This is a genomic window from Streptomyces armeniacus, from assembly GCF_003355155.1.
Lineage (GTDB): Bacteria > Actinomycetota > Actinomycetes > Streptomycetales > Streptomycetaceae > Streptomyces > Streptomyces armeniacus.
Window position 1 is genome coordinate 6,285,661 of the sequence record NZ_CP031320.1, and the last position, 24,153, is coordinate 6,309,813.

The following is a 24,153-nucleotide window of genomic DNA, read 5'->3' on the forward strand; positions in this document are numbered from 1 at the left end:
GGCTAGGCGTTGGCCGTCGCGGGCGCGGGCGCGGGCGCGGGCGCGGATGCGGGTGCGCTTGCGTGCGGCGCCGCGGCGGGCGCGGGTACGGGCTGGGCAGCCGGGCCGTGCGCGAACGCCTCCGCGTAGAACGCGTCCAGCTCCTCCACCAGCGCGCGGAACGTGGGGTGTTCGTCGAACATCCACTCCGTGTGCCCGGCCCCCTCGATGAGGTGCAGCCGCTTCGGCTCCCGCGCGTGCTCGTACAGCGCCCGCGCCTCCTCAGGGAGGTGCAGCCCGTTCTCGGCACCGTGCACGACGAGCAGCGGGCGCGGTGCGATCCGGTGCACGACGCTCTGTGGCGAGAAACGGAGAAGCATCTCCGCGGACTCCAGCGAGACGCCCGAACCGAAGCCCGGCGCCTTGTACAGCTCCTCGCCCACGTAGCCGTCCGTCCGGCCGTCGCGGTCCAGCCGCACGATGTCCCACGGCGACGTGATCTCCGAACGGCCCCGCTCCGCCCGCCGCCCGCGGTCTCCCGCGATCCGCTCCAGCAGGCTGTTCCAGGTGGCCTCGTCGTGCATGTTCCGGGTCGAACGGGTGCCGTCACTGATGCAGTTGACGGACGCCACCGCCCGTACGCGCAGATCATCCGCCGCCTCCGCGACGACCACGCCGCCGCCCATGCCCCAGCCGAGCAGCGCGATACGGCCCGCGTCGAGCAGCTCCGCCGCGGCGGCCCGGTCCACGGCGGCCCGCAGATCCTCCGCCCACTCCTGCGGCACCAGCCGGCCGCGCTCGCCCTCGCTCGTACCGAAACCGCGGTAGTCGAAGGCGACGACGGCATAGCCGCGGGCCGTCAGCGCGCGGGCGAAACGCTCGGGGTGGATCACCTTGAGGCCCTGGTAGCCGGAGGCGGGAATCACCACCGGATACGGCGCGCCCGCCCCGTTGTCGTCCGGGAGGTGCAGGTCGGCGTCGAGGCGCAGCCCGCTGCTGAAGAAGGGAAAGGCATGGGTGTGCACGGTGTGGTTCCTCCGGGGGTGCGTCGTGTGCGGTATGGGTTACGCGTTGGGTTGTACGGGTGTGTGGTGCGGTGCGGTGCCTTGCGGTGCGGTGCGTTGCGTTGCGTTGCGTTGCGTTGCGTTGCGGTTTCGCGTGTTGCGGGGTTACGTGCGGTGCTACGCGGTGGCCTGCTGCTGGCCCGCCATAGCGCGGGAGACCTGCCGGGCCGCCGAACAGACCACGCGGCCCGCCCGGTCCAGCTCGGAGCCCATCCGGTACGTGGGCCCCGACACGTTGAGCGCGGCGACGACACGCCCGCGGAAGTCCCGTACGGGAGCCGCCGCGGCGACCAGCCCCGCCTCGAACTCCTCCTGCACCAGGACGTACCCCCGCTCCCGCGCCCGCTGGAGGCGGGCCAGGAAGTCCTCCGCGTCGCGCGGCGCGGCGGGCTCACCGGCGCCGAAAGGGGTGTCCGCGAGGAGGGCCCTCACCTCGTCGTCGCTGTGGTCGAACAGCAGCGCCCTGCCGGAGGACGTGGTGTGCAGCGGGGTCACCCTGCCCACCCAGCCCGTCGCCTGAACGGCGCGCATCGGGCTCTCCGACAGCACGGTCAGCGCGCCGTCCTCGGTGAGCACGGTGAGATGCACCCGCTCCTTGAGCACGTTGACGAGGCTCCGCAGTACGGGGGGTGCCTCGGCGAGCAGCCGCGGCCGTCCGGCGTTCACTGCCATCGTGAACACGCGCCAGCCCAGCCGGTACACGAGCGAGTCGCGGTCCCGCTCGACGAGGCCGACCTGATCGAGCGCCTTCAGCGCGCGGGAGACCTGGGTCTTCTCCCGGCCCACGCGCCGCGCGATCTCGACCACCCCGAGCCCACCGCGCTCGGCCGCCTCGTCGGACCCTAGGGCCGTCAGGATGGCGAGCGTGCGGTGAAGGCTCGACGAACTGTCCGTTGCCATGCGGGGAGCATGCCGTGGGTTTGTGCCGGGGGACAACCCCCGTTGCCACCAGAGCAACCGGCCTCGGCCCTGGCCGATGCCTGCGGCCTCAGCCACGGCCAACCCAGCCCGTCCGGCGTTTGAGGACGGCCTTGGCCACGATGTGCGTGCGTTTGGCCGCGGGCCGTTGGTTCACCGGCGGGCCGGTGGCCGCTTGGGTCCGTCCTCAATCGCCGGACGGGCTGGAAAGGGCGGGGATTTGTCCGCACGCCGCAGCCACGTTGTGGCTGATGGCCGTCCTCAATCGCCGGACGGGCTTGATTGCGTGGCTGAGGGCCGCTTCACGTGTCGGACGGGCTTGGGCGTGGCGCAGGGCGGAGGAGTTCCGCCAAGTGGAGGGCGTGGCGGGCCGTGGACTGTTCTATCTGCGTGCGGCACGAGAAGCCGTCCGCCAGGACCACCGTGTCCGGGGCCGCGTCCCGTACGGCGGGCAGCAGTACGCGTTCCCCGGCCGCCCGGGACACCTCGTAGTGGCCGCGTTCGAAGCCGAAGTTGCCTGCCAGCCCGCAGCAGCCGGACTCCAGTCGCTCCTGGTCGACGCCCGCGCGGCGCAGCAGGTCCGCGTCCGGGGTGAAGCCCAGTTCCGCGTGCTGGTGGCAGTGGACCTGGGTGATCGCGCGGCGGTTGACGCGGGGCGGCTCCCAGTCGGGCGGGGCGTGCGTGCCGAGGAACTCGGCGAGCGTGTGCACCGCGCCCGCCGTACGTTCCGCCTGCGCGCCCGGCAGCAGCTGCGGCAGGTCGCCGCGCAGCGCCGCCGTGCAGCTGGGTTCCAGGCCGACCACGGGCGTACCGGACGCGACGGCCGGGGCGAGCGCGGCGAGCGTACGGGTCATCACCCGGCGGGCGACGCCCAGTTGGCCGGTGGACACCCAGGTCAGGCCGCAGCACACGGGCCCGCGCGGCAGGACGACGCGGAAGCCCGCGTCCTCCAGCACCTCCACCGCCGCACGCGGCACCCGCGGGCTGAGGAAGTTGCCGAAGGTGTCCGGCCACAGGAGCACTGGCGGCCGCTCGGCCTGGCGCGCAGGGCCCGCCTGGCGCGCCGGGCCCGCAGGGCCCGAACGCACGCCCCCGCGGCGCCGGAACCACCGCGTGAACGGTTCCTCCGCGAACTCCGGCAGCGCCCGTTCCGGTGCGATCCCGCCCGCCCGCTTCAGGAGCGCGGCCAGCGGCCCGCCGCGCGTGGCCGCGTTCACGAGGCGAGGCGCGAGGGCGGCGGCGCGGGACCAGAGGGGGAGCCAGCCCATGGAGTAGTGCGAGGCGGGGCGCAGCCGGCGGGCGTAGTGGTGGTGCAGGAACTCCGCCTTGTACGTGGCCATGTCCACGCCCACCGGGCAGTCGCTCTTGCAGCCTTTGCAGGACAGGCACAGGTCGAGCGCGTCGCGTACCTCCGTGGAGCGCCAGCCGTCCGTGACGAGTTCGCCGGTGAGCATCTCGGACAGCAGGTGGGCGCGGCCGCGGGTGGAGTGCTGTTCCTCCTTGGTGACCATGTAGCTGGGGCACATCACGCCCGTGCTCTCCGTCTGGCGGCACTTGCCGACGCCCACGCAGCGCCGTACGGCGCGCGGGAAGCTCCCGTCGTCCTCCGCATAGGCGAACACCGGCAGCACCCCACCCGTACGGAGACCCGTGTCCGTACGGAGACCCGTGTCCGTACGGGGGCCCGCGCCCGTACGGGAGCCCGTGACCGTTGCGGGCCGCAGGTCCGCATCCAGGGGCGAGGGGCGCACGATGACGCCGGGGTTCAGCAGCCCGCCCGGGTCCCACAGCGACTTGAACTCGCCGAAGGCGTCCAGCAGTCCGGGCGGGAACATGCGCGGCAGCAGCTCCGAGCGGGACTGCCCGTCGCCGTGCTCCCCGGACAGCGAACCGCCGTGCGCGGCGACGATCCCGGCGGCCTCCTCCATGAACGCGCGGAACGCCGCGACGCCCTCCCCGCCCGCGCCTCCTTCCGCCAGCCCGAAGTCGATCCGTACGTGCAGACAGCCCTCGCCGAAATGCCCGTACACCACGCCCCGGCGGCCGTGCGCGGCCATCAGCCGCTCGAAGTCCCGCAGGTACGCGCCGAGCCGTTCCGGCGGCACCGCGGCGTCCTCCAGCCCGGGCCACGCCTCCGCGCCGTCCGGCAGGCGGGTCGCGAGCCCGGCGCCCTCCTCGCGGATGCGCCACAGCCGCCGCCGCGCCGCCGGGTCGGTGACCACGCGCGTACCGGCGGGCCGCGGCCCGTCCCCGCCCGTGGCGGCCGCCGCCAACGCCCGCCCGCGCGCCGCCGCTTCGGCGTCGTCCGCGCCGCCCGTCTCCGCCAGCAGCCAGGCCGCTCCCTCCGGGAGCCCGACGGCGGCGCCCGACGGCTGCCGCGCCTGCCACATCCGTACGAGTGTCGCGTCCAGCCCTTCGAGCGTCAGAGGGGCGTGCGCGAGCAGCGCCGGTACGGCGTCGGCGGCCGTCGCCGGGTCCGGGTAGCCGAGCACGGTGAGCGCGCGGGCGGGCGGTGCCTCGACCAGCCGCAGCGTCGCACCGAGCACCACCACGCAGCTGCCCTCGGAACCGGTCAGCGCGCGGGCCACGTGGCAGCCGTTCTCCGGGAGCAGCCGGTCCAGCGCGTAGCCGGAGACGCGGCGGGCCAACTCGGGCATGCCGGTACGCAGTTCCGCCAGATGCCGTTCGGTGAGCGCGCGCAGCCCGGCGTACACCTGGCCCGTACGGTCGGGGCGCGCCGCCAGCCGCGCCAGCTCGTCGCGCGGCGTCGCGCCGACCGTCATGCGGGTGCCGTCGGGGAGGAGCACGTCCAGCGACTCGACGTTGTCGGCGGTGGTGCCCCAGGCGACGGAGTGCGAGCCGCACGCGTTGTTCCCGATCATGCCGCCCACGGTGCAGCGGGCGTGGGTCGAGGGGTCGGGCCCGAATGTGAGCCCGTACGGCGCGGCCGCGCTCCGTACGGTGTCCAATACCGCCCCCGGCGACACCCGTACGGTGCGCTGTTCCGCGTCCACCGGCCCGACGTCCGTCAGATGCCGGGAGGTGTCGAGCAGGATGCCGCCGCCGAACGCGTTCCCCGCCACGCTGGTGCCGCCGCCCCGCGTCACCAGCGGCACGCCGTGCGCGTGGCAGGCGGCCACGGTCGCGAGGACGTCGTCGGTGTCGCGCGGCAGGACGACACCGCCGGGCGCGCGGCGGTAGTTGGAGGCGTCGGTGGTGTAGAGGGCGCGGGTGCCGGCGTCGAACGAGACCCGGCCGCGTACGGTCCGGCGCAGCTCCGCCTCGACGGCGGCCGACGCGGCCGGTTCGTACGCGGCCGACGCGGCCGGTTTGTACGCCGCGGCCGTCTCGTACGGCTCGGACGGCTCTGGGGTGGTGCGGGCGCTGCTCACGGCGGGGCCGCCTTTCGGTGCGTACGGAATGGGGTGCGGGCGCGCGGGACCGGGGACGCGCGGGCGTGCCGGGGCAGGGAGGCGTACGGCGGGTGCGGCGAGGCGCGCGGGCCGCGTACGGCGCGGGGGCGCGCGGCTCACCGCGGGGTGACCAGCGCCTCCGGCAGTTCGGACGCGCACGCCCGCAACGCGCCGCGGTCCAGGCCCTCGCGGGCGAGCGTGTCGACGAGGAGTTCCAGCGCCTCGGGCGGGCTGGGGGAGTCGGGCTGCCCGGCGTCCGAGGAGAGGACGACCCGGTCCAGGCCGACCCGGGCGGCGTACGCCGCGAGCCGCGCCGCCGTCATGCCGGGCTGGTGCAGCAGTTGGAAGGTGGTGATCTCGGCCAGCGCGCCGCGCCCGGCCAGTTCGGCCGCCTCGGCGGCGGGCATGGCGGGGACGGTGTAGCCGGGGTGGGTCAGCAGCAGCCTGCGTACGCCGAGTCCGCGCGCGGTCTCCAGCAGCCAGCGCACCTCGGGCGTGCTGAGGTGCCCGGTGGCGAGCACGGCATCCGCCTCGGCGACCATGCGGCAGACGGCACGTACGTCCTCGGCGATGCCCGGCCGGTCGTACGGTCCCGCGTCCGGCCCGTCGTACGGTCCCGCGTCCCGCCCGTCGTACGGTCCCGTCTCCGTTCCGGTGGCGACCGGCGGCACGGCGTACGCGTGCCGGGACAGGTCCGTACGCGCCCCGCACAGGCTGGGCAGCCCCGCGTCACGCTGGGTGTGCGCGTCGGCGGTGGGCATCCAGACGACGCGCCCGCCCGCGCCGAGGCAGGCGGCGACGGCGGCCGGATTCACGCCGCCGGTGTGCTGGTTGAGGGCGATGCCGCCGTGGACGCGCAGCGGGTGGTGCGCGCGGGAGGCGGCGGCCGCGCGTCCGACAGTGGACTCGTAGTGGGCCTTGAGCACGCACCCGGTGAAGCCCGCGCGCGCGTAGGCCGCGACCACGTCGTGGTCGTCGGCCCGGCGCGGGGTGACATCGGGTGCGGCGTGCACATGGAGGTCGAACACGGGCCCAGGCTGCGCCGGGGGAGACGCGGAGGGCAACGGTAGTTGCCGGGGGAGCAACCACCGTACGGCCTGCTCTCAGTCCACGCCCTCCTGCATCAACCGCCCCACCTCCCGGCTCACCAGCCCGAAGCGCGGCTCCTCCAGCAGCGGCATCTCCCGGCGCCGGCGCCGCACCGCGCTCACGTCGACGTCCACGACGGTCAGCGCCTCCGCGTCGCGCGGCGCCTCCGCGACGACCGTGCCCCAGGGGTCGAGTACGCGTGAACCGCCCCAGAACGACGCCTTGCCCTCCTCCCCGACCCGGTTCACGAACACCACCCAGCACTGCTGCAGCCGCGCGATGTTGAGCAGCAGGTCCTGCCAGTACACGGCGGTGTCGATGGCGCCCGGCGCCATCCCGGCCGCACTGTTGGTCGGCACGAACAGGATCTCCGCGCCGTCCTGCGCGGCCAGCCACGGCAGTACGGGCTGCCAGGCGTCGTTGCAGATCAGCGTCGCCGCGCGGGCGTGCGGGGTGGGGAACGCGCGCAGGGCGTGCCCGGGGCTGAAGTGCTTGCGCTCCTCCCAGTCGAGGTAGTTGGGCAGGTAGAGCTTGCGGTGGGTGTGCAGCACGGTGCCGGACGCGACGTAGCTCGCGGCGTTGTAGCGGCGCAGACGGCCGTCCTCGTACAGCCCGACGAGCACGTCGGGGCCGTAGCCGGACAGCTCGGCCAGCCGCACGTCCTCCGTGCTGATCGACTCGTCGCCGGGCACCGAGCCCAACGCGTAGCCGTGCAGGCTCAGTTCGGGGAAGATCACCACGTCGGCCCGCCGGCCCGCGGCCTCCTTCACGGCGGACCTGGCCTTGTCCACGTTCGCCTGTACGTCCCCCAGTACGCAGTCCAGCTGCGCCAGCGCGATCCGCACCGCCAACCACCCCTCTTCGCTCGTGCCTTCGGTCTCCGGGAGCTGCGGTTCTACTGGCACGCCGCGGGCGCGGCAAGGCGAGTTGCTCGCCGGACAACGCGGTTGCGGGTACGGGCCGGTTGGGGCGCGGTGTTTCGGGCCGCGCGGCGCGGTTACACGAGGTCCATGGCTGAGGACACGACGAATGCGACGGATGCGAAGCCGAAGACCGGCAGCCGTACGGGCGGCACGGCGAAGGGCGGCGCGAAGAGTGCCGCGAAGGGTGCCGCGGCGAAGGAAAGCGCGGCGAAGGGCGGCGCGGCGAAGGGCGGCGCCGACCGCGCAGGGCAGGACCGCGCAGGGCAGGACCGCGCAGGGCAGGACCGCGCCGAGAACGGCGCGGCCCCCGGCCCGACGCCCGCACGCCTGCGTACGGCCGCGGCCGAACGGGGCCGCGCCCTCACCGCGAAGGTGCCCCAACTCGCCAGGGTGGAGGACCCGAAGGCCGCGGCCACCGCGGCCTGGACGGCCGTACGGGCGCGGAAGATCCTCGTCGGCGGCGTCACCGCGGGCGTACTGGCGGCCGGCGCCGGCTCCTTCCACGCGGGCCGCCGTGCCGCGCTGCGGCGTGCCGGCCCGCTGACCCGGATGACGGGCGGCCGCCTCTGAGCGCCGGTCCGCGTTCGCGCGCCGGTCCGCGTCCGCGCGCCGGACCCGTGCCGAGGGCCGGCGGCCGTACGCCCCGCACCCGCGGTGTCGTCACTCCCGCGCGTGCGGCAGCGACGTACGGCCCGGGCCGCGGCGCGCGTACGGGCCGTGCCGCCCGTACGGGTCAACGCCCCCGCCGCTCGCGCCAGTCCCGTACGACGTCCTCCACCTCGTACGGCGACAGGTTGAGCGGCGGGCCCTCGAGCGGGTGGCGGATCGCCGCGCGGATCTTCTCGTTGACGTCCGCGATGATCCGCCGGACCCGGTCCTCCGTGGGCGCCTGCCGGGCGGCGGCGAGCGCGTCCTGCGCCTCCTTGCGCAGGGCGAGCGTCGGCGGCAGGTACGACAGGCCCTCGCGCTCCATCTTCTCCTTGACCCACCACAGCTCGTCGTACGGCTTGTCGAGGCCCGGCAGCGGCTTGCCCGCGCCCGGCAGGTCGTCCATGTCGCCGCGCTCCGCGGCCTCGCGGATCTGCCGGTCGACCCAGCTCTCGAAGTCGAGGCCGGGCGGCTTGCGCTCCGTCATGACGTACCCCTCTCGCTTCGCGGACCTCTCACGCCACCGGTTTTATGGTACAGCGGTACTATAAAGATCCGCCGCCCGGCCCCCTACGTGGCCGGGTTCGCCTCGGAGCCCTCGGTGCTGAGCAGTACGACCGTCGCGTCGCGGTCCAGACCCAGCGCCGCGCGCCGTTCCCCGCCGCCGTCCCGCCCGGCGCCGAGCGCGGCACGTACACCGGCCAGCGACGCGGCGCCGCACGGGCCCGACGAGACGCCGAGGGCGGCGAGTTGGCGTGCCGCCCGTACGCTCTCCGCGTCCGTCACCGCGACCGCCGCGTCCAGCCCGTCGCGCAGCACGGGCCAGGCCGTGCTGGACGGGGTGCCGCAGTTCAGGCCCGCCATCACCGTGCTGCCGGTGTCCACCACGGTGGGGCGCCCGGCGGTGAGGCTCGCCAGCACGCAGGCGGCGCCCTCGGGCTCGACGGCCAGCAGGGACGCGGCGGGTCCGGCCGTACGGGTGCGGTCGCGGTGGTGGGTGACGGCGGCCTGGGCGAGCGAACCCACGCCCACCGGCACGGCCACCAGGCCGGGCGGGGCGGCGCCGGCCGCGCGCAGCTGGTCGTCGACCTCGGCGAACAGCGTCGAGTAGCCCTCGACGATCCAGGCGGGCACGCGCTCGTAGCCCGGCCAGGCGGAGTCCTGCACGAGCACCGCCGTGGGCGCGTCCGCGTCGCCCGTACGGGTGCCCGCGTCGCTCGCGGTCGCGTCCACCGCCGCCGCGGCGCGCCGTACCGCCTCGTCGTACGGCCCGGCCACCCGCGTGACCTCCGCGCCCTCCGCCTCGATCGCCGCCACGGCCGCCGGATGCACCCCGTCGGGCACGAAGACGTGCGCGGACCGGCCCAGCAGCCAGGCCACGCGCGCGAGGGCGCGGCCGTGGTTGCCGTCGGTGGCCGTGACGAAACGCAACGGGGTGCCGTCGTCGGCGCGCTCTTCCATGATCCGGTGGACCGCCCAGGACACGCCGAGCGCCTTGAAAGCGGGCAGCCCCAGCCGTTCGGACTCGTCCTTCACGAACACCCGGCCGACCCCGAACTCGTCGGCGAGTGCGGGGAGTTCGGTGAGCGGGGTGGGCGAGTAGGCGGGCAGCCCGGCGTGGAAGCGGCGCACGCCGGGCGGTGCCGGCGCGCAGCGCCAGGCCCGCGCGGCGGGCCGCGCGTACCACGCGGGCGGGTGCCCGGGGCCGGGCGACGGGGACTGGGTTAGGGGATTCGTGACCACACGCCCCACGGTGCCACGGCCCGGCACCGGAGGTCGCAGTCGCCTCACGACCCCCACGACCCCTGCCCCCGTCCCTTATACACATCCGACGCTGCCGACGAAGGCCTAGGCGGAGATCTCGGTGGATGCCGCAGCACTAAACAAAAACAGTGGGCCCATCCTTTCTCTTGGCGCACACCGCCCCCTCGGACCCCGTACCCCCATAACCCACGGTCGTAGTGGGGGCGGCCACGGCGGAGCTGGCTGCTGGGGTGGGGCGGCGTGGCGGGCTGGGTGGCGGGGCGGACCGGCGCCGGCTCGGACGACGGGGAGGCGGCGGAGGGGGGGAACCGCGAGGGCTGAGCGGGGGCACGGCGGGTGCGGCAGGGGGCGGCGCGGGACAGGGAGGGGCTGCTGGGGCGGTACGGACGGCGGGGGCTGCCGGTGCGGTGGCGGTCCCGGCTGAGGCGGCCACGGCCGTGCGGGTGGTGGCTCCGACATCCGCTGGCGCCCTCCCTGTCCGGCTGCGGTGACTGCGGTCATGGCTGTGGGGAGACCGGGGCAACTACTATGCCGTTGTACGCATGACGCACTGCACGCGGGTGCGAATCGGCGGACCCCTCCGGTGCCGGAGCACGGGTGGCCGAGACTGAATCGCGGCCTTCCTCCGGTTTGGGTTCCGGTTGGGTCGTGCAGCATCGTGCCGCCGCGTTTCCGGGGCTGGACGGCTGGCCGTGTCCTGCGTTGGGGTGATTAGGCTGGGAGAGTACGCCCAGCCGCAAACCGGGGTGTACGACCACATCAGCAGGAGGCACAGTGAGCAGCGATCGGGACGAGATCCGCGTCGGCGGCAGCACGCCCGCCACCGATCGGCTCGATGCGGAAGCTGAGTCCGAGCACGAGACGGAAACGACGGGCCAGTTCACCATCGACTACACGCCTCCGGCCTGGTACACGCAGGATTCGCCGGCCACGGACGGCCGCGGCGAACCCGTGGCTCCACTCGGCCTGGACCGGGACGCCTCCGCGGGCGCGGACGCCGCGTTCCCGAGCGCTCCGCTGCCACTGGGCGGCGAGGAGAAGGACGAGTCGGACGAAGCGCCCGCATCGGTGGATTCGCCGGATACCTCGGAAACCGCTTCGGGCGAGGGGAGTTCGGAGCCGGACGGCGCGCCCGCCGGCAGTGAGACCGACGCGCGCGGCGCACGGCCCGGGGCCAGCACGCCGGACGGCACGGTCGACAGCCCCGAAACGGTGCGCTTCTCCTCGGCCTCACTGCGCCAGGAGATCTCCCGCTTCAGGAACGGCGGCGAGCCGGACGGCCCGGGGGACGGCGCGGACCAGGGCGGTACGGCTGCCGCCTCCGACGACCTGGACGGCGCCGGCGACCCGGACCCGGACGCCCCGGACTCCGGCGGCTCCGCCGCCGCCTCGCACGGCGCGACGGCGAGCGGGAAGGCCGGGACCGCCGCGGACGCGGGCCCCGAAGCATTCCCCGAAGGAGTGACGGAGGACGGCGCCGACGCGGGCACCAAGTCCCCGACGCCGGATTCCGGTTCGGTTCCGGGAGTCGGCGGGCCACGGGACGCCGAGCCTCAGGACGCCGTCCCGCAGGACGCCATACCGCCGGGCCACGTGCCGGGCGCGGATCGCGTGGACGACGCGGCGCCCGCGGGCGCCGCCGAGGGCGCGCCGGAGCCGCGGGACACGCCACCGGCGCACCCGCTGTCGTCCACACCGCAGCAGGCGGCTCCGTGGCCGGCGGCGCCCGGCAGCGCCGGCACGCCGCCCGGCGGACTCCCGCCGCTGCCGCCGGACTTCCAGCCCGCGAACCCGCAGCAGGCCGCCGACGCGCAGCCCGCTCCGCCGCCTCCCGGCACCCCGTGGCTCACCGCGCCGGACGCCGCGCACGACGCCGCCGCACCGGCCGTACCGGATCAGCGCGCGGAGCAGGCCCCGCCGGCCGCACCGCAGCACGGTCCCGGTGCGCCCGTGCCGCCGGCCGGCACGGGCCCCGCCCAGGACGCTCCGCACGGGCAGCCGGCACTCCCCGCCGGCGGACACGGCACCGTGCCGGGCAGCGCACCGCTGCCGCCCGCCGTACCGCAGGGCGGCCAGGGCGGGCACCCGGAACAGCCGGGCGCGCAGGGCCAGTTCGCACTGGGCCAGCCGGGGCAGCAGGCACAGCAGGCACCCGGTCAGCAGGCGCCCCAGACGCCCGGCCAGCCGCCCGTACAGCCCGGCGGTTACGGCTTCCCGCAACCCGGCCAGTCCGGGGCGCAGCCGCCCGCGGCCGGGCAGGGCGGCTACGGCTACCCGCAGTCGTTCCCGCCCGCGCAGGGCCAGCACCAGGGTCAGGGCCAACCGGAGGCGCTGTCGCCCGCCCAGCCCGGCGGCTACGGCTTCCCGCAGCCCGCGCAGCCGCAGCAGCCCGGCCAGCCCCCCGCTCAGCAGCACGGCGGCCAGCAGCACGGCCGGCAGCCCGCACCGCCCCAGCACCAGCAGCAGGCCCCGGGCGCCATCGAGCCCAACGCCTCCGCGCAGCACGGCGGCTCGGGCTACCCGCAGCAGCTCCCGCCGGGCCAGGGCGGCCAGAACCCGGGCCAGGCGTTGCAGCCCCACGCGCCCAACGTTCCGCAGGCGCCGCCCCCGCAGCAGCAGCAACCGCCGCAGCCCCAGCCCCAGTCCCAGCAGCAGTCCCCGGACCCGCGCCGCCAGTCGCACAGCGGCGATGGTTCCCCCCTCGGCTACACCGCCGCGGTCGAGCTGTCCTCGGACCGGCTCCTCAGCGACAAGAAGAAGCCGCGTTCGCAGAACCCTGCGCGCGGCGGGGGCCGCTTCCGGTTCGGCGGCAGGAAGGACGACACGGAGCGGCAGCGCAAGCTGGAGCTGATCCGTACCCCGGTCCTGTCCTGCTACCGCATCGCGGTGATCAGCCTCAAGGGCGGCGTGGGCAAGACCACGACGACCACCGCGCTCGGTTCCACGCTGGCGACCGAGCGCCAGGACAAGGTCATCGCGATCGACGCCAACCCGGACGCGGGCACGCTGGGCCGCCGCGTGCGCCGCGAGACGGGCGCCACGATCCGCGACCTGGTGACGGCGATCCCGTATCTCAACAGCTACATGGACATCCGCCGGTTCACCTCACAGGCTCCGTCGGGCCTGGAGATCCTGGCGAACGACGTGGACCCGGCCGTGTCGACGACGTTCAACGACGACGACTACCGCCGCGTCATCGACGTCCTCGGCAAGCAGTACCCGATCATCCTCACCGACTCGGGTACGGGCCTGCTGTACTCGGCGATGCGCGGAGTGCTGGACCTCGCGCACCAGTTGATCGTCATCTCGACGCCGTCGGTCGACGGCGCCAGCAGCGCAAGCACCACCCTCGACTGGCTCTCGGCACACGGTTACGGCGATCTCGTGCAGCGCAGCGTCACCGTCATCTCCGGGGTGCGCGAGACCGGCAAGATGATCAAGGTCGAGGACATCGTGGCGCACTTCCAGACGCGCTGCCGCGGCGTGGTGACCATCCCGTTCGACGAACATCTGTCGGCGGGCGCCGAGTTGGACCTCGACATGATGCGCCCGAGAACCCGGGAGGCGTATTTCAACCTGTCGGCCATGATCGCCGAGGACTTCTCACGCGTTCAGCAGGAGCAGGGCCTGTGGACGGCGGACGGCAACCCGCCGCCGCAGCTGGCGCCTCCGCTGCCGGGCCAGTCCGTGCCGGGCCAGCCGTACGTCCCCGGGCAGGGCCAGCAGCCGTATCAGCAGCAGCCGTACGCGCAGCAGCCCCAGCAGCCGCAGCAGCCAGGCCAGCAGCAGGGCGGCTGGCCGCAGCAGCCGCCCCAGCAGCCGTAGGCGACCCCGCGGGCGGGCGGGTCCGGTGGCCGGGCCCGCCCGCCCGCGGTGTCTCAGGGCGTCAGCACCCGCAGGTACTCATGCTCGTCCCGCGTCCGCGGCCGCAGCTCCACCAGCGGCTGCGGCTTGTTCCGCGGGTTCCCCGCGTCGTCGAAGTCGATCTTCCCGCTGGCTCCGGCCAGCGCGTGCCGCCCGTTGATCTGCACCAGCAGCTCCCGCACAGAGTCCTTGTTGACCTTCCCGCGGCCGTCCTGTCCGGCCGCGTCGCGGATGGCGGTGCCCACGGCGAGCACGGCGTCGTGGCCGAGCATCGCCTGCCCGTTCAGCAGGTCGCGTACGCCGCCGAACCTCTCGGCGTACGCGTCGCGGAAGGCGTCGAACGGGTTGGCCTTCCCGCCCGGATAGACGTCGGGGCTCGCGTCGGGGTGCGCGAGGGCGGTGTACTTGATGCGGATCTCGCTGCGCTCCCAGCTCTTGAGGAACTTCTCGTACTCGTTCGTCTTCTTCCGCCACGGGATGTCGAAGAAGAGGCCGATCGTGTCGTCCGCCGAGTAGACGGTGACCGGGCAGGGCCGCCCCGTGGCGGCGGCGGACTCGATGAACCCCTTCATGTCCCGGCCGCGGCCCGCGAAGTAGACGGCGTCGGGCAGTTCGGGCTGGCCGCACAGCTTGTCCGCGACGGCCTCCAGCGAGTTGGGGACGGCCTCGCCGCGGGAGACGAACGGCAGGTCGATGGTGTCGAGTTCGAGCCCGGCCTTCTTGACGGCCTTGTCGAAGCCGCGGAGCAGCGAGGCGCTGTAGATGTCGTCGGCGTTGCGGTCCTTGATGACCTGGATGCGGAAGTCCTTCTTCCCGCGCTGGAGGCCCTTGAGGTACTTCGCCATCGCCGACGTCTGGTCCGAGTTGGGCGCCACCGCGCGGAAGAACCCCAGCCTCTCGGGATCGCTGAGCTGGTCCGCCGTCACGGTGGAGCCGACCATCGGCACCTTCCGCTTCCGCAGTTCCTCGACGGCCTTCTTCGTCGTGTGGAGGCTCTGGCCGAAGCCGGCCACCGCGACCATCGGATGCTTGCCGTCGGTCATGCCGGCCAGCTGGTCGACCAGCGGGGCCCACTGCCCGGAGCCGCGCCCGGGGTTGGCCGGCAGCAGCTTGATCTGCGGGGTGTCGCCGTGGCCGCCGCTCGGGTCGTTCAGCTCCCGCTGCGCGAGGTACGCGCCCTCGAGCTCCTGCCGGATGCTGTCGCGTCCCTTGTCGCCGGGGCCGAGCGTCATCGGCTCGACGTAGCCGATGCTGACCCAGGGCTTCTTGGACTTCTCGACCTCCTTGTTCGCCTCTTCGATCCGCTCCATCACACCCTTCAGCGACTTGTCGAAGTGGTGCGCGCCGTCCGTCACGCCGATGCACTCGTCGTCCGGCCCGCGTTTCCGTACGCCGTCCGCGCACTGCACAAACCACTCGTCGTACGCCTTCAGCCCGCCCGCCACCAGGGCGGCGACCACCGCCAGCGCCAGCGCTGTCCGCAGCTTCCAGCGCGGCGCCGGGCGCGGTACGGGCAGGACGTCTCCGTCAGCTCCGTTCACCACCACGGCCGCCTCTTGTACTGCTCCGACTTCCGCAGGAACACATGCCGGTCCGCCTCGTCATCGACCATCGCGCGCAACGTGAGGAACTCCTCCCTGATGTCCGGGTACAGCTCGGCGTACGGATCCCCCAGCGGGTTCCGGTACGGATCTCCCACCCGGTCGGTGGCCTGGTCATCGCGCGGCTCCGGGGCGATCCAGCTCGCCGCGAGCAGCCGCGTCACGGCCTTCATGCGCCGGTCCCGGGGCCGTTCCGGATCGTTCAGGAACCGGACCAGCGCCTCGAACTGCTGCCGCGGCGGCCCCGCCAGCCCGCCGCCCGGTGTCCGTACGGGCGCGCGGCGCAGCCGGCACAGCCCCCTGCACCACTCCTCGGCCGGCATCCGCGTGAAGCAGCCGTCGAGGTGGGTGGCGGCGGCCTCCAGATGGCCGGAGGCCAGGTCGTGGTAGGCCACGGCCCAGCTCTCCGCCTCGTGCCCCTCCTCGATACGGGCGGCTGCGCGCAGGCTGAGCGCCGTGTGCGCGACGTCCCAGGTGTCGGCGGTGGTGTCCGCCTGCGCCAGTTCGCGCAGCAGCAGGAAGCGCAGCACGGGGTGGAGCGTCTCGTGCGGGCCGTCGGTGAGTTCGTCGCCGGTGGCCAGGTGCATGGTGCGCAGCGGGTCGCCGGAGAACAGCGCGAAGTCGGCGCCCAGTGCCTCGCTCGCGTCGCGCCACAGCTCGCGTGCCGCGCCGGCCTGGCCGAGGTGTACGGCGGCGGCCGCGCGGGCCAGCATGGCGCGGAGTTCGACGCTGGTGCCCATCGGCAGCAGCCGGTCGAGCATGTCGCGCACCAGCTGGGGCGTGAACAGCCTGCGCAGCCGCTCGTCCCAGGGGTCGTCACCGGTCTGCGCGCGTAGTGCGTCGAGCAGCGCGGCGGTGGCGGCGGGCTGGCCGCGGGTGAGTTCGCGCACGAGCCAGCCGAGCCACTGAACGCCGTCGTCCGTCTCGGGCATGGGCGCGTCGACGGGCACGCGGCGCAGCATCTCCTCGGCTTCCTTGTTGACCTCCCGCTGGTAGAGGTCGCGGAGCTGGCCCACGTGCAGCACGCTGTCCACCCGTACGGGCTGGAATTCGCGGTCCTTCTCCCAGCAGGCCAGATACGCGCCGGAGTGCGGCGGCCCGGACTGCTCCCGGCGTACCAGCGCCTCCGGGCGCGAGGCGGCGGTGGCGAGCACCAGCAGCGGGTCCCGGCACTCGGCCTTCTCCCGGGCGCGCAGCAGCGGTTCGAGGAACTGCCCGCCCAGCGGGCTGTCCGCGTTGTCGAGCAGCAGGAGGCAGTTGGTGGTGCGCTTCCGCTGCGCGGAGCGGGTGCCGTACGCCTGCTGGAGGTCGGCGACGAACGCGTCGAAGAGGACCTGCTCGGCGCGCTCCCGTTCGGCGCTCTCGCGGTCGTTGTAGAGCATGTTGAGGTTGACGATGAAGTCGTTGACGGGCCGGCCGCCCTGCTGGCGTCGGATCCGGGCGAGCCGCTGCCGGGTGGCGAGGCTGACGCCGCGGGCGCCCATGCTGGTGGGCAGGAGCCGCAGGGCGGGCGCCACCGCGAAGTTGGGCGCGCCCATGACGGTCGCCGCCGCCTCCGCGAACGCCTCCAGCACCCCCTGCAGCCGGTCACCGCGCTGGCCGCGCGGCGCCTCCAGCGCCTCGCGCAGCTGCTGCACGGCCCGCTCCCGGCTGGAGAGGTCGACCCGCGTGGACACGGCGATGAGCAGCAGGCCGCAGGTGGGGAAGGTGAGCCGGGGGAAGTCCCGCTTGTTCTCGTTGAGCTGGAAGACGAGCCGGGTCAGGACGTCGAGCGGTTTCGCCCCGTGCCGTCCGCGCGCGGCGAGGTCCACGTGCGCGAGCGGCGCGAGCCGGCCCCACTCCGCGAGGTGGCCGAGCAGCGTGGTCTTCCCGCTGCCGCGCGGGCCGAGCAGCAGCACGCTGGCCAACGGGCCGGCCTCCGGCGAGCGGACGAGCCGCGTCCGTACGAACTCCCGGATGGCCCGGTCCCGTTCGGACTTCCCGGCCAGTTCCAGCTCTCCCGCCACAGCACCCCCCAGTGCGAACGACTCGGCCCGCGGCGACGTGACGGGTCGTGAGCCACCGCGTGCGCCCCGTATATCCAAGAGGTGAACTCCCTCTCGGCACAAGGCTTTGACGGCAGTTCCCGAACGCGCTGTCATCCCGCCTTCACCAGCGTGCGGGGGCGCATACGAGCGCGCGGGTGCATTCAGGGGCGCACGGTGAGGATGAAGCGGTACGCGCCCCCGGCGGCACGAGGCGACGCGAGACGGCGCGCGGCCGTTGGGGGGTGGCCGCGGCCGCGTCGGCTACGAGGGGTCGTCCGCCGCCGCGACCAGCGCGCGGCACTCCTCGACGTCCCGCGCCATCCGCCGCTTCAGCGCGTCCAGCGTGTCGAACCGCTCCTGGCCGCGGATGTACGCGAGGAAGTCGACCGCGACGTGCAGCCCGTACAGGTCCAGTCCGACCCGGTCGATCGCGTACGCCTCCACCGTCCGCTCGACCCCGTCGAACTGCGGGTTCGTGCCGACCGACAGCGCCGCGGGCATCGCCTCGCCCGCCGCGGTCAGCCACCCGGCGTAGACGCCGTCGGCGGGGATCGCCGTGTGCGGGAGCGTTTCGAGGTTCGCGGTCGGGAAGCCGAGTTCGCGCCCGCGCTGCGCGCCGCGTACGACGACGCCCTCCACGCGGTGCGGCCGGCCGAGGACCTCGGCGGCGCCGGTCACGTCGCCCTCGGCGATGAGCCGCCGGGCCAGCGTGGACGAGAAGGGCTCGCCGCCGCCCGCCGCGCCCCGCTCGTACAGGTCCACGACGAGCACGTCGTAGTCGTACGTCCCGCCGAGCTCGGCGAGGGACTCGACGGTGCCCGCCGCCCGGTGCCCGAAGCGGAAGTTGGGGCCCTCGACGACCGTACGGGCATGCAGCTTGTCGACGAGCACCTTGACCACGAAGTCGGCGGGCGACAGCTGCGAGAACTCCTGCGTGAACGGCAGGACGAGCACCGCGTCCACCCCCAGCCGCGCCATCAGCTCCGCGCGCAGCGGGTGCGGCGCGAGCAGCGGCGGGTGGCTGCCGGGGCGCACGACCTCGCTCGGATGCGGGTCGAACGTCACGACCACCGCCGGAATCCCCAGCTCGCGGGCGCGCTCCACCGTCTTCCCGATGATCAGCTGGTGCCCGCGGTGCACCCCGTCGTACGAGCCGATGGTGACGACGCTGCGCCCCCAGCCCTCAGGGATGTCCTCCAAACCACGCCAGCGCTGCACTCTGCCTGCTCCTCGCTGAAAACCCGATGGGACGGTGCCGGTCTGCCGGTCCAAGGGTGCCATGGCGTTGCACCGTTCCCACACGGGACCCGGTATAGCGGTGCGGACCAGGCGGCCGCCACCGTACGGAGGCCGGTTACGCGCCCGCCCGCTGCGCGGACGCGCCGCGCCGCCCGAGCGCGCCGGGGCCGGTCAGCGGCGACCATGCGGCCGGGTCCTGTGCGGTCCAGATCCGCAGCCGTTCGGCGAAGCCGGGGCTGTCGCCGGCGAGCTCCGCCAGCCGCTGGCCGAAGACGGCCGTGCCCTGCGGCGTACGCACCATCAGCAGCCCCGTACGGCGCACCTCCTCCGGGTGCACCGCCGGGCCGTGCGTGCGCACGGTGGCGTCGAGCACCGCGTCCAGCACGTACGGGTCGCGCTCCCGGCCGAGCAGGACGGCGAGGAGTTCGTCGCGCAGCGGCCCGGTGCCCGCGCCGAGCGCGCGGGCCGGCGGGAGGCGCAGCGCGGCCGTACGGGCCTGCGCCACCTCGTCGGTCAGCGGCAGCAGCACGCCGCGCGCGGCGGCGCCCTGATCCAGCCTGCGCCGTACGAACGCGGCGACCGCCTCGCCCGCACCGGCCGCGGCCTCCGGCCACAGGTCCGCGTGCTCCCGCAGCAGCACCGCCAGCCGCGCGGCCGGGCCGTGGCCCGTACCGGGCCCGTGCCCTTGCCCGGGGAACTCGGCCGCGCGTACGGCTGAGTTCCACGGGCACGGCAGCTCCGCCAGCGCGCGCAGCACCTCGGCGGGGCCCGCGTCCGGGCCGCGCAACCGGTCCCTGAACGCGGCGAGCACCTGCTCGGGATGTGTCGCCAGCGCCACACCGAGCGCGCTCGCGAGCGCGGACGCGCCGGTGTCGGCGAAGTGGGTGAGGGCCTCGTCCAGGTGCCGGGCCCGGCTCTCCGGGTCCCGTACGAGCAGCGCCAGCGCCGCCGTGTCCAGCGAACGGTCGCCGGGCCGGCGCAGCAGCTCCAGCGCGGCGAGCCGCAGCAGCTCGCGGTCGGTGTCCGTACGCGCGTGCCGCGCCGCCCGCAGCCCGTACGTCGCGGCCGCCGCCCGGCGCTCCCGGCGCGCGTCCTGCGCCCAGCGGTCGACGGCGCGGCAGAGGGCGGCGGGCTCGTCGCGGGCGAGCTCGGCGAGCAGCTCGGCGGCGCGGGGGTGCGCGGCGCCGGCGAGCGTCTCGACGAGGGTGTCGGTGTCCGGCCTGCGGTGCGTGTACAGCAGCGCGAGGGCGGCGCCCGCCACGGTCAGCCCGGAGGCGGCGGCGCCGGAGGGCGCGGCGAGGGGCCGCTCGTCGTCGAACCAGGTGCACAGCAGCGGCCGTACGGTGTGCGGCTCGGCAGCGAGCAGTTCACCGGCGGCGTCCAGATGCCGGCCGCCGGGGCCGGCACTGCCGTACGGCGCGTCCGTGGGCAGCAGGCGGCGCAGCAGCCCGATCCGGTCGGCGGTGCGCAGGGGCAGCCGGCGCCAGAACCAAGGGCCGAAGTCGTCGGTGCCGCCGCACTCGGCGATGTGGTCGGCGAGGGCGTGCAGCACGTGCAGATACGGGGTGGCATCGGGCAGACGCAGCAGCGTCTCGCCGAGTAGGTGCGCGGCCCACCAGGCCCGCTCGGCTTCGGCGGGTGCGGCGGACCCGGCGGGTACGACTGCACCGGACGCCAAGGGGGCGGCGTCCGGCGCGTCCGCGGCCTCCGGGGCGTCGTCGGACGGGCCGGGCAGCGCGCGGACCAGCCCGTGCAGATGCCGGGCCAGCGTCCGCGGCCCCGCACGGTCCGCGCTCTGCAGCAACGCCTGCACCACCGGCCCGATACGGTGCCGCGGCACCGTGACGGGCGGCGGCGCGGCACGCCCGTACGCGGGCCGCACCAGGGACTCCAGCGCGGCGCCGAGCCCGAGGTGGCGGCCCTGCAGCCACTCGGCGAACTCCTCGTCCGCGAACCGGTACGCCTCCCCGGCGGCCATCAGCACTCCCTCGGCCAGCACCGCCTGCGCCCAGCCGCCCCCGCGCGGGAACAGCTCCTCGAAGCCCTCCCGGTCCAGCGCCCCCTGGCCGGGGCCCAGACAGCGCCGCGCCGCCTCGTGCAGCTGGCCCGCGACCCGTACGGCGAGGCGCCGCACCGCCGTACCCGACGGCGCGCGGGCGGTACGCCCGAGGCGCACCGCGACGCGCAGGGCGAGCAGGTCCAGATACGCGGCGAACACCTCGGCACGGGACGGCGGCGCCGCGAACCACTCCCCGGAAGCCGCGTCGGCCGCGCGCGCCTGCTGCTCCGCCGCCTCCTGCTCCGGCGGGGCGTCGCCCTGCTGCTGGGCGGCGCGGATCTCCGCGAGCATCCGCACCGTCAGCGGGTGGCCCGCGTCGGCCGGAGCCGCCACGCCGTCCGGCAGCCCGTGGTACGCCCGTACGCGCGCCGCCTGCCGCGGCGGCAGGTCGCCGATCCGCATACAGGCCGGCAGCACCGCCGCGCTGCGCGCCCGCGCGCCGCCGCCCGGCACCGCACCACCGCCCGGCTCCACACCACCGCCCGGCTCCACACCACCGCCCGGCTCCACACCACCGCCCGGCTCCACACCACCGCCCGGCTCCGCCTCGAAAGCCGCTCCCCCGCCGGGCACGTACAGCATGTCCGCCGGGAACAGCGCGCCCGCCCGCTCCCAGAACTCCGGCCTGCACGCGAAGACCAGCCGCGCGCCCGCCGCCCGCAGCCAGCCCGACGTGCCCGCCGTCCACCGCCGCAGATCGTGCGCCAGCCGCGGCGGCATCTCCTCCGGCGCGTCGAGGAGGACGAGCAGGCAGCGGCCCGCGTCCCGGGCCAGCCGCGCCACCACGTCGGCGTTCACGCGCCCCTCGGGCCCGTGCTGTGCGCCGGTGTCGCCGCCGGGCTGCACGTTACGGCCGGCCGCCGTCAGCGCGCGGCCCACCGCTTCCCGCACGCTCGCGTCGTCCGCGCGTAGGTCCGCGCCGCGCAGCCAGACGCTCGGCGCGGGCGTGACACCACGGGAGCGGCGGGCGGCCAGCGCGGCGAGCTCCGTCGTACGGCCGGTGCCGGGGTCGCCGACGAGCGCTGTCACGGACGCCTCGCTGTCCCCGAACGACCGCAGCTCGTCCGCCACTTCGGGCCGTACGACCGGCCGCCGCGCACCGTCCGCGACTGGCCCCACGGAGGTGGCGGTGAGCCGCAGCGTGCCGGCGAGGTTCAGGTCGGGGCCGAAGCCGGGCACGGTGGCGCCGTTGCGCACGAGCAGCCGGGCCAGCGGCCCGGCCGGCTCGAGCGGCGCCACCGTACGGGGCTGCACCGCGAACCCGGCACCGCGTCCGCCGCTCGGCGCGTGCAGCGCCGTCCCGAGCACGGCGAGCACCGCTCCCGTCGCGGCGTCGAGCACGGGCGAGCCGGACGCCCGCCTGCTCAGCCGCAGCCGGGCGGCGGCGCCCTGCGGGAGGTCTAGCACCATGACGTCGTCGAGCGGGTGGAAGCACTCGGTCGAGGTGTACGTGGCGGAGGTGCTGCCGCTGATGCGCGCGTCCAGCCAGCCGCCCTCCCACAGGCGCACCGGAGTCCCTTCCGGACGGGCCCGTTCGGCGCCCGCCACGAGCGGGGTGAGGCCCAGGCCCTCCGTGTGCACGAGCGCCAGATCCCACTCCGGGAACGCGGTGATGTGCGCGCTCTCCACCAGGCAGGTGCGCTCGCCGGGCGCGTGCACCACGACCCTGCTGAGGCCGTCCACGGCCTCGTGGCTGGTGATCAGCGTGCCGAGGGTGTCCGCGGCGAAGCCGGTGCCGCGTTCGCGCCCTGCCAGGTCGCAGATCCGTACCAGCGCGGTCTCCGCCGTCGCCGCACCCATTGCCCGAACCTCCCCGCCGGACCGGCCCCGTGCTCCGACGTTAGGCCGCGGATGATCAGCAGGAACAGTGCGCAGAGCGAACGCGCCCCCTACTGCGCCGCCAATTCACTCCGCGCGCCCGCTCGTTGGGGTGAAACTTTGTCGTTGAGTGGATAGAGAGACAAAGGGGCCGAGGAGGGGGGCCGTGGGTCGGTTGCCCCGCCCGTACCACTCACCGCAGGCAGCCGCCCCACGGCGGACGGCCTCCCACCCCCGCGCGCGGCCACCCGGCGGCCCTCAGTCCGGGGGCGGGCAGTCCGGGTGCTCAGTCCTTGGGCGGTACGAAGACGGCGAGGCTCTTGGCCCGTCCGCCGCGCGGCTCCACGAGCGCCACGAAGCGCCCGTCGGGCCCGAACGCGGCCACCGGAGCGCCGCCTTCCGCCAGTGCGGGCATCGCGATCTGCACGCCGTTGGCCAGCTGCCCCGCCTGCCGCGCGTCCACGTCCCAGCGGCTGAACGCCGCCGACGCCGCGTCCGCCAGCGGCAGCGGCGAGAGCCCGTCGCCCTCGTCCCGCTCCGCCTGCAGCTGCTCCAGGGTGCGGGCGGTGTCCAGCCCGTACGGGCCCACACGGGTCCGCCGCAGCGCGGTGAGGTGTCCGCCGACGCCGAGCCCGGCGCCCAGATCGCGTGCCAGCGCCCGGATGTACGTGCCCGACGAGCACACCACCGACACCAGCACGTCGACCACGGGCGTGCCGTCCTCCGCCCGCTCCTCGTGCACTCCGTGCACCGCGAACGAGGAGACCGTCACCGGCCGCGCCGGGATCTCGAAGTCGTCGCCGTCACGGGCGCGTTTGTACGAGCGCTTGCCGTCGATCTTGATCGCGCTGACCTTTGACGGCACCTGCATCAGCTCGCCGGTCAGCGCCGCGACGCCCGCGTCGATCCCCTCCCGGGCCACGCCGGAGGCGTCCCGCGAGGCGGTGATCTCGCCCTCGGCGTCGTCGGTCACGGTGGTCTGCCCGAGCCGTACGGTGCCGACGTACTCCTTCTCCGTCAGCGCCAGGAACCCGAGCAGCTTCGTGGCCCGCTCGATCCCGAGCACCAGCACGCCGGTGGCCATGGGGTCGAGCGTGCCGGCGTGCCCCACCCGCTTCGTACGGGCGATGCCGCGCAGCTTCGCGACCACGTCGTGGGAGGTGTAGCCGGCGGGCTTGTCGACGATGACGAGCCCGCCGGGCTCGTACGGACTGCCGCGCTTCACTCAGCCGCGTCCTCGCCACGGCCCGCCGCGCCGCCGTCCGTCCCGGCGTCCGCTGCCGCCCCGGCGTCCGCGTCCTCCTCCTCCGAGTCCTCGTCCGCCGGCTTGCGGTACGGGTCCGCATCCCCCGCGTACGCCGCGCCGGACGACGCTTTGCGCACCTCCTCATCGGAGGCGCGCGCACGGGCGAGCAGGTCGTCGATCTGCTTGGCGTTCTCGGGCACCGCGTCCGCCACGAAGGACAGCGTCGGGGTGAACTTCACCCCGGCCGCCGCGCCCACCGCGGAACGCAGGACTCCCTTGGCGCTCTCCAGCCCCTGCGCGGCCTGCTCCCGCGTCTCCTCATCGCCGTACACCGTGTAGAAGACGGTCGCCTCCCGCAGGTCACCGGTGATCCGCGTGTCCGTGATCGTCACGTGCGAGCCCAGCCGCGGGTCCTTGACACCCCGCTGGAGCTTCTGGGCGACCACCTCACGGATGAGGTCAGCCAACCTCTTCGCCCGCGCATTGTCGGCCACTGGTCCG

15 protein-coding genes are annotated in these 24,153 nt (G+C 75.0%); 2 read left to right on the top strand and 13 right to left on the bottom strand.

The genetic code is table 11. The features are described from left to right. Positions 1-2: 2 nt before the first annotated feature. The 5 genes from DVA86_RS27280 to DVA86_RS27300 all read right to left on the bottom strand — a co-directional run bounded on the left by DVA86_RS27280 (position 3) and on the right by DVA86_RS27300 (position 7,308). Positions 3-1,004 (bottom strand): alpha/beta hydrolase, encoded by a 1,002-nt coding sequence (locus DVA86_RS27280; protein WP_208882274.1) that lies wholly within the window; start codon positions 1,002-1,004, stop codon positions 3-5. 156 nt (positions 1,005-1,160) lie between these two features. Next, positions 1,161-1,943, bottom strand: coding sequence for an IclR family transcriptional regulator (locus DVA86_RS27285; RefSeq protein ID WP_208882275.1), 783 nt, complete (start codon positions 1,941-1,943; stop codon positions 1,161-1,163). Positions 1,944-2,263: 320 nt separating this feature from the next. Next, positions 2,264-5,236, bottom strand: a complete 2,973-nt coding sequence (locus tag DVA86_RS27290; RefSeq protein ID WP_245997757.1) for an FAD-binding and (Fe-S)-binding domain-containing protein — start codon at positions 5,234-5,236, stop codon at positions 2,264-2,266. 254 nt (positions 5,237-5,490) lie between these two features. After that, positions 5,491-6,402, bottom strand: coding sequence for a DUF6282 family protein (locus DVA86_RS27295; RefSeq protein ID WP_208882279.1), 912 nt, complete (start codon positions 6,400-6,402; stop codon positions 5,491-5,493). Between the two features lie 75 nt (positions 6,403-6,477). Continuing rightward, on the bottom strand, positions 6,478-7,308 hold the full coding sequence (locus tag DVA86_RS27300; protein WP_208885234.1) for a nitrilase-related carbon-nitrogen hydrolase: 831 nt from the start codon (positions 7,306-7,308) through the stop codon (positions 6,478-6,480). Between the two features lie 165 nt (positions 7,309-7,473). Between DVA86_RS27300 and DVA86_RS27305 the strand changes: the two genes are divergently transcribed. Further along, positions 7,474-7,956, top strand: a complete 483-nt coding sequence (locus DVA86_RS27305) for a hypothetical protein (protein WP_208882280.1) — start codon at positions 7,474-7,476, stop codon at positions 7,954-7,956. A 163-nt stretch (positions 7,957-8,119) separates the two neighbouring features. Here the strand turns inward: DVA86_RS27305 and DVA86_RS27310 are convergent, their stop codons facing one another. Beyond that, positions 8,120-8,521 carry a DnaJ family domain-containing protein gene (locus tag DVA86_RS27310; RefSeq protein ID WP_208882282.1) on the bottom strand — a complete coding sequence of 134 codons (402 nt, stop codon included), beginning with the start codon at positions 8,519-8,521 and terminating at the stop codon, positions 8,120-8,122. A gap of 83 nt (positions 8,522-8,604) precedes the next feature. Then, the gene (locus DVA86_RS27315; protein WP_245997236.1) at positions 8,605-9,777 is read right to left on the bottom strand and encodes a pyridoxal-phosphate dependent enzyme; all 1,173 of its coding nucleotides are present in this window, start codon (positions 9,775-9,777) and stop codon (positions 8,605-8,607) included. A 795-nt stretch (positions 9,778-10,572) separates the two neighbouring features. On the opposite strand from DVA86_RS27315, the gene DVA86_RS27320 reads away from it, so the two are divergent. Then, entirely contained in the window at positions 10,573-13,623 is a 3,051-nt protein-coding gene (locus DVA86_RS27320; RefSeq protein WP_208882283.1) for an SCO5717 family growth-regulating ATPase, read from the top strand. Positions 13,624-13,676: 53 nt separating this feature from the next. On the opposite strand, the gene DVA86_RS27325 is transcribed toward DVA86_RS27320, so the two are convergent. The 6 genes from DVA86_RS27325 to rbfA all read right to left on the bottom strand — a co-directional run bounded on the left by DVA86_RS27325 (position 13,677) and on the right by rbfA (position 24,146). After that, positions 13,677-15,203, bottom strand: coding sequence for an ABC transporter substrate-binding protein (locus tag DVA86_RS27325; RefSeq protein ID WP_208882285.1), 1,527 nt, complete (start codon positions 15,201-15,203; stop codon positions 13,677-13,679). Next, positions 15,200-17,269 (bottom strand): ATP-binding protein, encoded by a 2,070-nt coding sequence (locus DVA86_RS27330; RefSeq protein ID WP_208882286.1) that lies wholly within the window; start codon positions 17,267-17,269, stop codon positions 15,200-15,202. The genes DVA86_RS27325 and DVA86_RS27330 overlap by 4 nt, the downstream gene beginning before the upstream one ends. A 282-nt stretch (positions 17,270-17,551) precedes the next feature. Then, positions 17,552-18,508 (bottom strand): bifunctional riboflavin kinase/FAD synthetase, encoded by a 957-nt coding sequence (locus tag DVA86_RS27335; protein WP_208882287.1) that lies wholly within the window; start codon positions 18,506-18,508, stop codon positions 17,552-17,554. Between the two features lie 136 nt (positions 18,509-18,644). Then, positions 18,645-22,388, bottom strand: a complete 3,744-nt coding sequence (locus tag DVA86_RS27340; RefSeq protein WP_208882289.1) for a trypsin-like peptidase domain-containing protein — start codon at positions 22,386-22,388, stop codon at positions 18,645-18,647. A gap of 304 nt (positions 22,389-22,692) precedes the next feature. Continuing rightward, positions 22,693-23,631, bottom strand: a complete 939-nt coding sequence (truB, locus tag DVA86_RS27345; RefSeq protein WP_208882290.1) for a tRNA pseudouridine(55) synthase TruB — start codon at positions 23,629-23,631, stop codon at positions 22,693-22,695. Beyond that, a complete protein-coding gene (rbfA, locus tag DVA86_RS27350; protein WP_208882291.1) occupies positions 23,628-24,146 on the bottom strand; it encodes a 30S ribosome-binding factor RbfA in 519 nt (172 codons plus the stop codon). Before rbfA ends, truB begins: the two co-directional genes overlap by 4 nt. Positions 24,147-24,153 lie beyond the last annotated feature (7 nt).

Excerpts from the sequence above, each read along its gene's own strand:
- DVA86_RS27285 (WP_208882275.1), bottom strand. The coding sequence starts at position 1,943 with ATGGCAACGGACAGTTCGTCGAGCCTTCACCGCACGCTCGCCATCCTG.
- DVA86_RS27305 (WP_208882280.1), top strand. The coding sequence starts at position 7,474 with ATGGCTGAGGACACGACGAATGCGACGGATGCGAAGCCGAAGACCGGC.
- DVA86_RS27310 (WP_208882282.1), bottom strand. The coding sequence starts at position 8,521 with ATGACGGAGCGCAAGCCGCCCGGCCTCGACTTCGAGAGCTGGGTCGAC.
- DVA86_RS27340 (WP_208882289.1), bottom strand. The coding sequence starts at position 22,388 with ATGGGTGCGGCGACGGCGGAGACCGCGCTGGTACGGATCTGCGACCTG.